This window comes from Methylophilus sp. QUAN (assembly GCF_015354445.1).
Classification (GTDB): Bacteria; Pseudomonadota; Gammaproteobacteria; order Burkholderiales; family Methylophilaceae; genus Methylophilus.
On the sequence record NZ_JADKYT010000001.1, the window covers coordinates 1542646 to 1556460 of the forward strand.

The 13815-nt window shown below is 45.6% G+C and carries 14 protein-coding genes; all 14 read right to left on the reverse strand.

What is annotated here, in order from left to right; all coding sequences use genetic code 11:
- Positions 1 to 39 precede the first annotated feature (39 nt).
- Entirely contained in the window at positions 40 to 1422 is a 1383-nt protein-coding gene (gene pilV / locus INP79_RS07640; protein WP_194753583.1) for a shufflon system plasmid conjugative transfer pilus tip adhesin PilV, read from the reverse strand.
- A gap of 10 nt (positions 1423 to 1432) precedes the next feature.
- Positions 1433 to 2542, reverse strand: a complete 1110-nt coding sequence (locus tag INP79_RS07645) for a type IV pilus twitching motility protein PilT (protein WP_194753584.1) — start codon at positions 2540 to 2542, stop codon at positions 1433 to 1435.
- A gap of 3 nt (positions 2543 to 2545) precedes the next feature.
- On the reverse strand, positions 2546 to 3004 hold the full coding sequence (pilM, locus tag INP79_RS07650) for a type IV pilus biogenesis protein PilM (RefSeq protein WP_194753585.1): 459 nt from the start codon (positions 3002 to 3004) through the stop codon (positions 2546 to 2548).
- Entirely contained in the window at positions 3004 to 3945 is a 942-nt protein-coding gene (locus INP79_RS07655; protein WP_194753586.1) for an ATPase, T2SS/T4P/T4SS family, read from the reverse strand. The genes pilM and INP79_RS07655 overlap by 1 nt, the downstream gene beginning before the upstream one ends.
- Positions 3946 to 4030: 85 nt before the next feature.
- The gene (locus INP79_RS07660) at positions 4031 to 4558 is read right to left on the reverse strand and encodes a type 4 pilus major pilin (RefSeq protein ID WP_194753587.1); all 528 of its coding nucleotides are present in this window, start codon (positions 4556 to 4558) and stop codon (positions 4031 to 4033) included.
- Between the two features lie 58 nt (positions 4559 to 4616).
- Positions 4617 to 5141, reverse strand: a complete 525-nt coding sequence (locus INP79_RS07665) for a type 4 pilus major pilin (RefSeq protein ID WP_194753588.1) — start codon at positions 5139 to 5141, stop codon at positions 4617 to 4619.
- A 24-nt stretch (positions 5142 to 5165) separates the two neighbouring features.
- Positions 5166 to 6245 (reverse strand): type II secretion system F family protein, encoded by a 1080-nt coding sequence (locus tag INP79_RS07670; RefSeq protein ID WP_194753589.1) that lies wholly within the window; start codon positions 6243 to 6245, stop codon positions 5166 to 5168.
- A complete protein-coding gene (locus INP79_RS07675) occupies positions 6245 to 7771 on the reverse strand; it encodes a GspE/PulE family protein (RefSeq protein ID WP_194753590.1) in 1527 nt (508 codons plus the stop codon). Before INP79_RS07675 ends, INP79_RS07670 begins: the two co-directional genes overlap by 1 nt.
- Positions 7772 to 7797: 26 nt before the next feature.
- On the reverse strand, positions 7798 to 8265 hold the full coding sequence (gene pilP, locus INP79_RS07680; RefSeq protein ID WP_194753591.1) for a type IV pilus biogenesis protein PilP: 468 nt from the start codon (positions 8263 to 8265) through the stop codon (positions 7798 to 7800).
- Complete coding sequence (gene pilO2 / locus INP79_RS07685; RefSeq protein ID WP_194753592.1) at positions 8252 to 9538, reverse strand: type 4b pilus protein PilO2; 1287 nt, start codon at positions 9536 to 9538, stop codon at positions 8252 to 8254. Before pilO2 ends, pilP begins: the two co-directional genes overlap by 14 nt.
- On the reverse strand, positions 9538 to 11235 hold the full coding sequence (locus INP79_RS07690; protein WP_194753593.1) for a PilN family type IVB pilus formation outer membrane protein: 1698 nt from the start codon (positions 11233 to 11235) through the stop codon (positions 9538 to 9540). Before INP79_RS07690 ends, pilO2 begins: the two co-directional genes overlap by 1 nt.
- Before the next feature lies 1 nt (position 11236).
- Complete coding sequence (locus tag INP79_RS07695) at positions 11237 to 12421, reverse strand: TrbG/VirB9 family P-type conjugative transfer protein (RefSeq protein ID WP_194753594.1); 1185 nt, start codon at positions 12419 to 12421, stop codon at positions 11237 to 11239.
- Positions 12418 to 13179: a hypothetical protein gene (locus INP79_RS07700; protein WP_194753595.1), complete on the reverse strand. Its 762-nt coding sequence runs from the start codon at positions 13177 to 13179 to the stop codon at positions 12418 to 12420. Before INP79_RS07700 ends, INP79_RS07695 begins: the two co-directional genes overlap by 4 nt.
- Positions 13180 to 13184: 5 nt before the next feature.
- Positions 13185 to 13814, reverse strand: coding sequence for a hypothetical protein (locus INP79_RS07705; protein ID WP_194753596.1), 630 nt, complete (start codon positions 13812 to 13814; stop codon positions 13185 to 13187).
- Position 13815: the final 1 nt, after the last annotated feature.

Sequence of the window (13815 nt, forward strand, 5' to 3'; positions counted from 1 at the left end):
GGTTCCTGAAGCCTTTTGCCAGCCACCGGATTGGCAAGACTATCGACAGGTGACAATGGCACTAACTGTTGAGGCTCCGGCTGCTCCAGAGTTCTGACAGTAAAAAGCTGTACTTCCTACCACGCCGCTAGCGCCATAATTTCCTACGCAAAAACCGGTGATTCTTGTACCTGTTGTACAAGTTGCCTGCGTCACACAATTAGCTGAGCCGCACGATGACATGACAGTTGATGAGGACTGGACACCGTTCACTAAACTTCCACCTGAACCGGAAGCCTTTTTCCAGCTACCGGATTGGCAAGAAAGTATCAAGCCGTTTGCATCGCTTGCAATTCGACCGTTTGGAGAGCACGCAGTGTTTTCTGTGGCGGTCGATGTAATCTGCAAATTACCTGACAATTTATCGATGCTCGCGGTGCCGGGAATAGTGATACTTCCATTGTCAGCGAGTGAAAGTGGTTGCCATGCTCCAGCTCCGTTGCATGTGTATGCGCGAGATCCAGAACCCGTAGTAGGTGTTCTAACTACTCTGGTCTGACCAGTGTTTGCGGCGTTGCAAACTGGCAGAGAAGCAAATGTCGCAACTGGGTCACCCCAATACGGGGATGAACCACTAGGAGCGGTCCAAACATTACTTACGCAAGATAGGAGAGCACCTGTTGAATCACGGCCTAATGCGCCATTTGTTGTACATGCTGATCCACTAGTTTGAATCGAGCCTGCTCCCATGAGGATCGGGGTATTCATCGTATTCAGCCCTGGATTACCAGGCACAGCATCACGATAGAGCGTTGATGAAAGGTTCCCACCCGAGGTAAACCAAAGGGCCATGAATGAATGGCCAACAGATAGGCTAACAGCACCAGTTGTTAAACCATCACATTTCAGCCCAAGGTTATTTGTGTTTGTGAAAGCACTGTAGGGTGCAGTGGTTAAGTCGACGGACCAGCCGCCCATTGACCCACGAATTTGGCCTGTGTTGGTCGAATAGATACCACCACCCTCACCTCCAACCGTAGCGGCAATCTGACCTAGAGTGAGGTCATTGATTGTTGAACCACCTTCTGTCGCAACAAGCGCCATCAATTTGTTAGCTGTTGGCTCAAGAACGAGAACGCAGGTGTCCTGTTGTTTCTCATTCTTGACGTTAAAGCCCGAATTCAGGTAGCCACCGGCAATCAAGTCACTCACCCGAATCAATGCCGGATTTGTTGCTGATGCAACGCCTGTGAGAGTCGCGTAATTGTCTTTAATGTATTCTTGAGCAGCTTGCCCTACCGCTTTGATGTGTAGTGCGTTAACAGATGCACGTGTATCTTCAGATACGTTATCCTGCAACCTCACGATACCCATAATCACTGTGCTCAGGATACCCAGGGAAACGATAATTTCCAGTAAGGTTAAACCTCTTTGCTTTTTCATTAAAAAATCCTTATGCATTTCGAATTAACTGATATGCGGCTGAATGGGTTGGTACAGCTTTCAAAGCGTCGGTTTTATCAACAATTCCTTTTTTCACTAACGCAACGGCAGATTTAGCAATGGTCATTGAAACGCCATCTTCAGTCCTATCCAACGCCGTTTGTAGCGCTTCTGGGTTGCCGAAATGTTGTGAAAACTCTCTTTTATGATTTGCCAATAGATCAACAGCCAGCGCGTATGAAGTTCCATCCTTCCGAGGGATTAACACTTGATTGATTACCCCTAACAGGCAACCGGAGAGTGATTGCAATTTAGACTCACGCTCCATACCGTTAAAGAAACCCATCATCTTTGTGATAGTCCCTACAGCACTATTAGCATGTAAAGTTCCAATTACAAGATGTCCGGACTCACCCGCAAGTAAAGCTTGCTCGGCAGTTTCACGGTCACGAATTTCACCAATAACGATCACATCAGGGCGTTGGCGCATGGAAGAGCGCACGCCGTCCGCAAAGGACTGGCAATCTGTTCCAATTTCACGCTGTGAAAAGAAAGCATGATCTGGCTTGAACTCATACTCAATAGGATCTTCTATCGTGATGATGTGGCAATTGCGAGACATGTTGATTTCATTCAGGATGGATGAAAGCGTTGTTGTCTTGCCAGAACCTGTAGCGCCAGAAATCAAAATAATGCCACCCTGCCCTTCAGTAAGAAGGTTGATACCAGCTGGTAACCCAATCTCGACTAATCGTGGCGGTGTTTTAGGAATTCTGCGAATTGCAATTCTTGTTTGATCACCACCCTTTGCCAAATAGACATTCACTCGCAAACGACCGCCACTGAAATTGAATGGGCGATTAATATCTTGTATGGTTAGATTTTGAGTATAGTTTTCATCAATTTTTGATACGAAATTGAGAATATCTTCTTGTGAAATTGGGTCATCAACGAGCGCTACTTTTTCCCCTTCAATTTCATATTTGATTTGATTAGCGTTAATCCAGCCCTTAGCTGTTCTAATCATTATTGGCTCATTAGTGCCTATTTGAATGTCTGAGAAATTGAGCTTGCTTGATGCCAATTTCAGAATCAGGTCGATTAAGTAGTTGTCTTCCATTTTTTATTTACCCATCATGACTAAGGCCGAGTTTGGAATACCTGCTGGCAATGCAATTCCGGTATCCAAACCATTAGCGGAAATCAACCTTCCTGTAGCAGGGCTTTTTGTGCCTATCAGTGCAGAGCTGTTTGATCTCTCAAAGATTTTGTTTAAAGTGCCACTGGTTAAAGTTGTAGTTGAGTACACATAAACCAGTGAACCGTTTACCCAATTTGTCCAGTTAGCGTTTCTGATATATCCAGGCTCCCAGTAAGGTGCCAAATCAGTATCTGCAATCGTTCCTGTAGCACTTGGGTTGGCGCTCAGATAATTTGAAACCGCGCTTCTATAGGCGATGAAATTCAAAGCCGATACGTCCGCGGCCACCATGTATGTTTCATTTTCCTTTTTGGGGATTTCTACTACTGAATACACGGTAGCGATCGAGATAAACGCAAGAACCAAAAATGTCGGAAACATTAATTTGCCTTACTAGGGTTAAACAACATTTTGTTTTTTTGAAATTGGACTGCGTTCTCAATTTGCTCCCATTTCCGCAAGCGGATATTGTTGCGAATACCGGAATCATCACTTTCGGAGTTAATCCATAAGAAATTGAGCTTTGGCGCCTTTGGCTCACCGATCAGTTCCTGGTGAATAACGCATGCCAAGCCATTAGCCAATAGACTTGAGTAATCCTCAGAGCCAGAATTTGAACCACTTGCCAAAGAGTAAATACGCTCAATAGCCGTAGCAACGGAGTCAGCATGTGTTGTACAAATGACTAGGCGACCATTGATAGAAGCTTTTAACGCCTCCAGAGCAGTTTCCTGATCACGCACTTCACCCAAAAATATGATGCTTGGAGCCCATCGTGCGGCTTTACGGCAAGCGTTCGCAAATCCACCTTGATCAACCCATGTCTGATAACAGAAACCCTCTCCATGTGGGCCTTCCAACGGCATTTCAGGAGGGTCTTCAATGGTGATAGCTACACCGCCTTGTTCATTCAATCTGGACTTAATGATTGCAGAAGCGGTTGTGGTTTTACCTTGACCGTAGGCACCTGCCACGATGATTAACCCGGTTAGACCTTTGGTCATGAGCAATTCAATGTAATTTGGATGAATATCGATTTGAGAGAGGTTCAAAGCGACATTCGGCATTCTTCTCAAAACAAATACAGTGTCCTCAAGGGACTGCAAAAGTGCTACGCGATAAGCGATTTCAGCATGACGAATTGAGAATTCATCTTTCGAGTCCTTGTTGAAAGCATTCATACACAATTCGCGAATTTCAGATAATTCCTTTTCGTAAACTGCAGGAGCGGGAATTGGATCATTTGTTCCAGGAACGCCAGTGAACAAAGCACCAGCTTTTCCGAGGTAAATATCTTTCAAGGCATAATCTTTGAGTAGCATTTTTTTATCTCACTTCTGTCGTTTCACAATCTTGAATAATCTGTAACCAAATCACTCAAGATTGGGGCCGAAGCCCCGACCTGTCTTAGTTTGTGAAAACCAATGTAGTGCCAGTATCGCAATCAGCAGCAGCCGTAGCTGTTGGGATTGGGAATGTTGTTCTGGCGGCCGCAGAGCCAGCCTGAACAGATGTCCAACCTTGAGCGCCAGTTACCAGTGGGATGCAAACGTCTACAGGGATGTTTGTGACGGTAACGTTGAAGCTTGTGCCAGTTGAAGCAACGACAATCGTGCCATTGAGTTGATGAGTCAGCACGTTAGGTGTAGCAGATGTATCTACGGTGATACTGGTTGGAATGCGTTTAGCAGTTACCAGAATAGTGTTCAGGTTAGTTCCAGATGTCCCGTATGATTGCTGGCCACTCCACATGTTTTTCACGGCAGCGCGGATCGATGCAATGTCTGTGGTCAATTGAGTTGAGTTGTTAGTGGATGAAGCAGAGTTGTTGAGCTTCAGAGCACCGACGATAATCACCGCCATGATGGTAAGGGAGATGATCAATTCCAGCAGGGTTACGCCAGCTTGATACTTTGATTTGATATTTTTAATCATATATTTCTCTTTTTAGATGTGATTTCAAGATCGGGGCCGAAGCCCCTACCCGATTACATTAGTTCGTGTACACCATCGTTGTGCCGGTTGCGCAATCAGCTGCAGCGGTTGCTGTTGGGATTGGCAATGCTGTACGCGCAGCTGCAGAACCTGCTTGAACTGATGTCCAACCTTGTGCTGTTGTCATTAATGGGATGCAGACATCAACTGGAATGTTGGTTAATGTCACTGTGAAGCTTGTGCCAGTTGAGGCAACAACCACAGTACCATTCAGTTGGTGTGTCAACACGTTAGGTGTAGCCGAAGTGTCGGCGGTAATGCTGGTTGGAATACGCTTCGCAGTTACCAGAATAGTGTTCAGGTTAGTTCCCGATGTACCGTAAGAACCTTGGCCGTTCCACATGTTTTTCACCGCAGCCCGGATGGATGCAATGTCAGTTGATAACTGCGTAGAGTTGTTGGTGGACGAAGCTGAGTTATTCAGCTTCAGAGCACCGACGATAATCACCGCCATAATGGTCAGCGAGATAATCAATTCCAGCAGTGTTACGCCAGCTTGTTTCTTGTTTAAATTAAACTTCATGTTTTCTCCTAAAAAAAATTAAAACTATCTGTAAGCACTTTGCATGATCGTTGACATTTGAAGCTCCATATCAATGAGCCCACCAACCATGAACGCGATAAAAAGACCCACGATGAAGATGCTTACTCCAAATACCACCTTCATCATTGAATCAATGCTTTCTACTGATTCAGCAATCCACTCACGGCCTAGAATTTCAAGGGCTTGATCGAAACCTGAAAGCCTTGCGTAAACCGTCAAATCGTCAATGATTTCTTCGTCAGGGAAACCATATCCAGATTTACTCAAAGCCTCACCAGGGTTCATGCCTGATTTCATTCCACGAAGGCACGCGTTAATTCGTACCTTCAACCATGGGTGTGCACCGTACGAAAGCTTGTCCAGTGCGTTTTCAACCCTTACGCCCGCTGCTACCAATGTTGCGAAACTAATTAACCAGGTACTCCCTTGCAGCATCCGATAGATGCTGTATGGAGGAAACTTGTCTAATTTGATACGCAGTCCACCAGTCCAGCGAGGTAATGAAATTAAGAAAGCTGTAATTAACCCTACAATGGCAATCGCGATAATCAAGACCCAATCGCGAGAAAAATTCGCGAAATCTACTAAATATCTTGCAGTCCCTTGCCACTTGTCAGGACTGACAACGCGAGAGAAGTTTGGAATGATCTGGAAACTAAACAGATACAAGACTGCAAAGCCCATACCAAGAGTCACTACTGGATATGCGATGCCGGAAAACACTGCTTTCTGAATGCGTTTTTTCGCAGCCATTACTTCGCTTGCGGAAGTCATCGATTCAAACAAATCGCCTGATTGCTCACCTGCAGCCAGAATCATCTGCTCATCTTTTTCTACCCAGCCTTCAATAGCTTCTGAAAAACGTTTACCGTTCTTTAATTGCAGCATCCAGCTGGCCAAGGCCATGCTCAAAGGAGACTTGCCACGACCAGACTGCACTTGACGCTGATGAATCGAATTCAAGGCTTCAATAATGGCAACACCGTTGCTCAACAGCTTGGATAACTTCATCCAAAGTCTGCGGCGACCTGACTTATCAATACGGAAAAGCCAGGTATTAATTTTTAGCTCTAGCTCTTCCATTAAGCAGCCGCCAATTCTTGTGAAGTAATGCGGTGATCGCTTTCGATGTTGCCTGCATTTAATGGGCCAACGACATCTTCTGCGAGGAATGGATCAACAAGACCTGCATCGATCTTTTCAATCGCGTGCTGAAGCATTGTCTTGTTACCGTTGTCTTTATAGACATAATTGATGGCGCCCATCCGGTCTGTATTACGAATATGCTTCATCAAAGTGTTGTCAGTCACGATAGTCTCAGCGACAACCGTACGCCCCTGTACACCAGTATTAGCGCACTTATCGCAGCCATCACCCTGAACATAAACGTTTTCCAAGGAAAGTTTCACTTCCATCAGACGCTCAAGATGCTTTTTCTCGTAGCGATCTTTTTGGTCGATCAACTTTTTCTTGCAGTGTGGGCACAATGTTTTAACCAAACGCTGGCAAATAACCCCTGCCACAACCGTAGGGTCTGTCATCAGATCCAATTCAACACCCAGGTCACGGAAACGGTCGAAAGTACCTAGGCCAGTGTTTGAGTGAACGGTAGTCCACACTTGGTGTCCTGTCATGGCTGCCTGAATAGTCAGCTTGGATGTTGGCAAGTCACGCACCTCTGACAACATGATGATGTCCGGGTCAAGACGCATCGCTGCTTTAATCGCTTTTTGGTATTCCTTAGAGCGTTCCTCTTCTGTCTCTGCATTGGTGACCGGAGTCTGAACAGCACCTGGAATTGGATATTCAGGAGGATCTTCAACGGTAATAATGTGCTTCTTACCTTTCGTTTCGGAAATGATTGAGCCGAGCACACGTTGTAGGGTTGTAGACTTACCAGAACCTGTAGGACCGGCGATGATAATCACCCCAGTTGGTCTGCGTTTCATGTATTCAATGGCATCGATGTGAGCGTTTGAGAAACCAAGTTTTCTCAAATCCAAATCCTCTGCTGAATCGTTGTAGAGCAAACGCAATACAAACAGGAAGCCGTCAACTTGAGGTGTAGTTGCGATACGAATACCATCCAACTCTTCTGGAATTTTCTCGCGCTCAGAAATCCTGGCATCCTGACGTGCGTTTTCTTCAAATGTAGCGTCAGATACGTCAGCCATGGCTTGATAAATCGTAGAACACAACTTATTGCCATAGTCATAGGAGTGCTCTTCAATAAACTCCAGATCATTGTGAACGCGGAAGTAAATACGAGTGTTTTGACGCTTGGAAACACGGATATGAATATCAGATGCTCTGCGCTTCACGGCACGTGAGAACAATTCGATGGATGCCTTTTGCATGTCGGTATGCGCAGCCTCATCGCTTGTGAAAACAGTCCGATACATTTGCTGAACGACATTTAAGTCAGTTTCAACAATGCGGAAGTTAAATCCTTGCTGAGTCAGGCGTGCTTGGAAACCGCGAACATGCGCATTAAACAAATACGCTCTTGCGATAAACAATTCACCATCTTCACGCAAAGCCAACATCCCACGAAGCTCATCACTTACGTTAAATTTGCCGTTCTGCTTGGTTAAAACATCTGTACCCATATAACTCTCGATTCGTAATTTGCTAGTTATTTCTGCTCTGTAAGAGAGGAACCGCCAAACCCGATTTGCACGACATCTTTGCCACTTTGCAATGTCACTGCATCCATTTTGATTTTTTTGATGGTCCAGCCACCAACCTTGTCGCCGACACGCACAGACTGTGTTTTGCCACCTTGTAAGTTAATCAGTGCGCGCATCTTTCCATCTACGCCATCGATCTCTTGCACAGTTGGAAGAAAGGAGGTGTCATTGAAGTCATTGCCGCCAAGCTTCAATTTGTCCAATTCGTCTTTCTTTTTTGCCAGATTCAGCTGGACTTCGATTTGAGCAAGTTGCGCTGACAACACCGCAATCTTTTCATTAATGCTGGCAATCTTTTCCGCAGCATTGCCAGGATCTTCAATTTCTGGCACCACTTTCGCTTTAGGTTCTGCGTAAACGCTTGGCATATAAGCAATACAAATAGCCAGTAAAACCGCTTTAACTCTTAACATATTGAATACCTTCCATAGTCCAAATTAGTGATCCGTTTTGCCAAACTGCGTCCATACTTGATAAACGCATTCCATTCCCCTCAAAGGCCTTAATCACAACCTCTGGAAACTTCACTTCATCAGCTTTCCAGGTGATTTCTCCCCATTTAGGAATGACAGCCGTTTCTTGTCCTGGGAGTGCGGCCGGAGGTGGCGGCGGTGGCTTTGCGGAAAATTTAACTCCGTACCGTTGCGCTGCTGAATACATATCCAGCAAACGTTGATTGCTATCTGTCAAAGCTTCATCTGAGAAGCTGACGCCTTCGCTCAAGGGCAGAGTTAAAGACGCAGATGCGCCGTCATAAGCGATAACAATTTTTGGTTCAATTTCCTGCAGGTGTTTAATCCATCCACCCGTTTTAGGCGCCCATGTAATCGTCAACAATGAGTCAGTACAATGAACATTCGTGAGGGACCAGTTCCCCGGGAACAGGCGAACCTGATTTAATGCAGCCTGGCATGAAGCCAGTAAATCAGACGGCAGCCGTTTTGATTTCCATGGATTTGGGATCGCAGGTTGCAATTGGTCGTTACTCTCTTGAGCAGCTAACATAGCTCGTTGAGCTTCCAACGCTTTCTCACGGTCCAATTCCAGCTTGTAGTTGTAGCCATACATACCGGCCATAACCAAACCAGAGAGACTTAATAGCAGGACTTTGTTGCCACCAATAAACCCGTTAGTGTTTATTCGGGTTAGCTTTGATTCTTTTGGTGTTTGAATCTTCCCATTCGATTTTCGAGTGATCGATTCTTCCAAAGTCTTTTCAATGGAATTCTTGATGCCCCAAATTGCAGGGCAGACAATTGTTTTCCAGTCAGCTAAACGCGAATCTTGGAGTGTCCTGGCTTTAGCGCCATCTTCATTTGGGAATACCAAATCACCATCCGGCAGGATGATCCCATCGCGCTGGCTTACGAAAAGCCATTTGCCGTCTTCCAAGGGTGCCGAGAAGATGAAGTCTTTGCTGCCTGTAACTGATTCAATGTGTTTGGAGATTACTGAAGCAATTGAGACAAAGCCGCTTTTTGCAACGCCATTGCTCTTGGCAAAACCCACAGTAAAGCTAGAATCAGCGCCGGACAGGATATGCAAATCGAATTGCATTTCATTGGCCAAAGACTTGATTTCGCTTTTACGCTTTGAAGCGTTGTTACCTGAAAGGGGCTGCCAGAAAAGTCCGGCAATGAATGTGACCCCTTCAATATTGAAGTTGTACAGATTCTTGTTGGACATTATTTTGACCCCGGAATAACTGGCTGAATCAGTACAATCAGCTGACTCTTGCTCTTCTTGGTATTCACGCCACCACCAAGAGACACGGCTTCTGCACTCACAGGACCTTGAGTTGTACCGTTCAGTGAGAACTGTTCAAAACCAGTGACCACTAGAGTTTCACCGCTATTGATAACTACGCGCTGCATGAAGTTACGAGTGTCAATTTCAGGCGTTTGAATACTTGAGCCACCAGAAGTAACAGTGTTCAAACGAATCAACGCAGAAATATCGCCGGAATACTGCAACATCATTTTGTCGTTATCCAAAATGTGCGGCAGGATGTTCATGCTAAAGCCTGTAGTCAGGATGCCTGGTGTCAGACTCACGGTGTTACCTGCACCAGCAGTACCGATTGTTGTAGTGCTGGATGCCAAGTAAGTGGTCTGCTTAGCTACTTGCAATGGGGCTGGTTGATTATTGATAGTAACCAGTGATGCAGAGGTAACTTGAGATACTTTGCCTTGTTGAGACAAAGCAGTAATCATGGCTTTTGTGCCATCCCAACGACCGCCACCCAAGACACTATATGTCAATGTTGGTGCGCCAGTTGTAGTAGCAAACTGGTTGCTCAAAGCCAAACCGAAGCTGCTGCTCACGTTTTGGTAAACTGCATCCCAATTTACGCCATATTCATTGGATTCAGTCAGGTCTACCGCCAGCACTTTGACGTTGATAGTTACCTGCTTAGCCAATGATTGATTTTGCAGGTCAACAAATTTAGATACGCGCTCAAGAATCAGAGGGGTATCTTCAACTGTGATCGTGCCTGTAGCTGGGGTTACGGCAACCTTACCGTCCGTAGTCAGCATCGTCTTTATGCTGTCCTCGATACCCTTCCATACAGACATACCGCTGAATTCAACTCCAGTATTAATCTGGCTGGATGAACTTGCACCACTAGAGTTAGCACCACCAGAGCTGGCGCCACCACCACTTGAAGACGTGCCGATTTTAGAGGTCAGGCTAGTATCGCCAGGCAAAGCCAAAACACGGAACGTTTTAGTTTTTGTTTTGAAGAAGCGAACGCCACCATTTGAATCCCACTCCCAGTTCACGTTGTAACGGGTTGCAATGACATCCAACAATCCAGAGATTGGTCCGCTGTAATTAACATGGTGAACCATAGCCAACATAGGGTTGTAACCGGCCAGGGAGTTAGTCATGTTATTCATTTGGTTTGAAACACCTGGCACGCCAGTGTTCATCGCCATATTCATGCCACCCATGGCACCCATATTGCCCATGCCACCCATTGCCCCTTGGCCGGTAGTGCCAGACTGACTTGAAGCGTTCATTTGCGCCTGTGTCATCTGCACTGCTGTAGGGATGCCTGTCAAGGATGTAACGTATGAAGCAGTCTCATTCAGTGTCATGAAACGACGATTAACAGCAACGTTACGTTTCAAAGCTTCAACTGCTTCACGTGGCATGGTTTCAACGACCTTGGTCACTGGGAACCAAACACTATTTGAACGCTTCAGTGTTTTTTCTGGGGTGGCCGCCAAAGGCTTACCATTTTTGATTGCGGAAGAAGCAACGTCTGCCTCTTTCTCTACTGATTTCACACCTTCAGCAATTGGCTTCATTGCCGCAGTAGAACAACCTGCAAGCGTAGAGGCGACTAATAACGCAATAATGTTCTTTTTCATTTCCATGTTATTTCACCTCTACGATGCGAACCAGCTTGTTATCAAAAAGGGTTGGGTCAAGATTCACACCACTTACTTTCATGGCGTTGACGACCTGCTGAACAGTTGTCTCGAATTGATCATCAATTTCAATGTCAGCACCGGCACGATAATCGGCCGCTTCCCAAACGATTGTGTAACCTTGTCTAGTAGCCCACTCAGTCAATTTGTCAGAAAGCGAGTCACCCTTTTTCAAGGTCAGTTTTGTATTGGCCTTTACAACCAGTGGTGCAGTTTTGACCAGCTGTGGCTGTGTGGAAGATGCTTCTTTATCTTTATCAGCGATCAGGATGATTTCTGAGATGTAGAAGCCAGGAGTTTTGCCTTTGATAGGTTCAGGAACAACATCACGCTTGATGTCATCCTCTGTCATACCTGCATTACGCAAAATACCCTCGATTGCGTAAGCGCGAGCATGTGCAATAGACATGTTGCTCTCGCTTGAAGGACGCGCCTTGATAATTGCTCTGTGGGTGTGGCGCAACTGCCGTACCTTTTCCTCAATGTCCTCGCGTGATTTCTTGGAAACGGTCAAACTATCCTCAAAGAACGGTACATTGATCTTCATGGCGGTTATCAATTCACCAGACTTCTTAGTCTTTTCTGTAGCAGGTGCCTCTGTAGATGCGACCGGAGCAGATGCAGGAGCTACAGTTTTTGTTACTGTCACACCAGATTCAGTGCCTTTAGCTTTTTCAGCTTGGGGTGAATTCTTTTTCTTACCTGCAACCTGGCTGTTAGCCACTGGAGCGGTTGCTGATGCTGGCGCTGGATCAGCTTTCGGTGCTAATTTCGCCAGCTGGCGCTTGCCGTTATACCGGACAAAAATAGTCTTTTTGTCCATTTGTAAAGCAAACTTGTTTGCCACGGTACGCACTACTAAGTAAGGCGTTTTGGATTCGAGTGGTACAGACTCTTTCGTACCGTCTTCACGAACAACTTGAACGCTAGGAAAGTTTTCTGCATCGGCGAACTGGAAATAAGTCATATCGCCATCGTCAAACACTTGCACCAGGTTGAAACCGCTATGTGTCTCACTGGTATAGTTAAAGTCGAACCCTTCAACAGTGACTGGATTTTCGCGGCTATATCCAGCCACACTAGTTACGGATAAGGCAGACAACACTGCCAAATGAATCAGAAATTTTCTCATGCTGCCGCCTTGTCATTGTCTGGAGAGGATTTGCGATCAACAATCGCAAAGATGTTGGATTGCAATTTCTCTTGCAAAACCACCTCGTTCGTTGCCAGCTTTTTCTCATCAGCATCGCGAATAACCATCTCAATGATTTCACTCAAAGGGGTGTCATATTCCAGAGCCACGATTCTCAGCAAATCGATGGACTCTGCCTTGAATGTGCCACGCAGAATGATGTCGAAATACTGCGGCTTGATGTTTTGATCCAGCAGTAGTTGGTAGTAGTAATCAGTGATGCTCTCAACGTTTTGTGAGCCTTCAAAACTGCCAGGGGTTAAACCCAGTTCTTGTGGCGTCACTTTGTGGAAGATTGGAGCCTTCACAAAAATTACGATGCGATGCCCTTGTGTGGACTTAATCAAGACTGGTGTGACACCGCCTTTTTTACCCAAAGTCATAGCACCGTGTTCACCGATTAAAGGCAGCAAGGTTTTTAATGGCATCAGCATGTTTTTAGCCTTAATGCGGCCAATTTTCATGCTCAAAAAATGCACCTTAGTGGTTGATAAGCCGTTTGAATCCATACCCAGGCTACGGAAGAGCATGTCAGCGCTATCAATACTGATCGCGTTTGTGTATCCGCGAAGGTAGGCTTCAACATTCGCTTGTTGAATATCATTGCGCTGTGCAATATCGGTCACGGATAATGATTTCAACATCATCAACGCCCTTGCAACCTGAATTGGATAGAGGTTTTCATTAACATCAGTCATGTCGTTTACTCGCTATAAATTAAGATTTGTTCTGAGGTAACCAGCTCTTCTGATGCCACTGGTTCAGGATTGCTTTCTTTTGCTTTTGGTGCTGCCTGCTTTACCTGTTTTTTGGCTACTGGCTTTTTCTTCTCAGGCTGAACAAAAGGTGCAGGAGCCTCATTTGGCAACAAGGCATCAAGTTGCTTCTCGATTGAAGGCTTAACTACCTCCGGCTCTTTTGCTTTCGGTGTTGTTTGTGTTGCAGGAACAGGTTCTACTGGCGCAACCGCCGGAGTTACTGAAGGCGTTGCAGTGCTTGGTTGTGTTTCGATAGGAGCTTGAATTGCAGGAACAACATCAGATGCGGTGTTAACTTCTGGAGTTGTATCCGTTGAAGCGGTAGAGATTGGTTGAGAAGGAGCCTGTTGTTCTGCCCCAGTCGACTCCAACCCCAATGATGGCTTTTCTTTAAGGCTTTGCTTATAAGTTGCAAAGCCCATGGCACCGGCTACTAAAATGACAATGGCGCCAATAATTATTGATTTGGCGCTTCTACGTCCCTTAATACCAATGCTTTCATCTGTGACTATTTCTTGAGGGCCTGCATTCAGAGTATTCTCTGGGCCCATTGATTTAAAAATACTGTCGTTCATG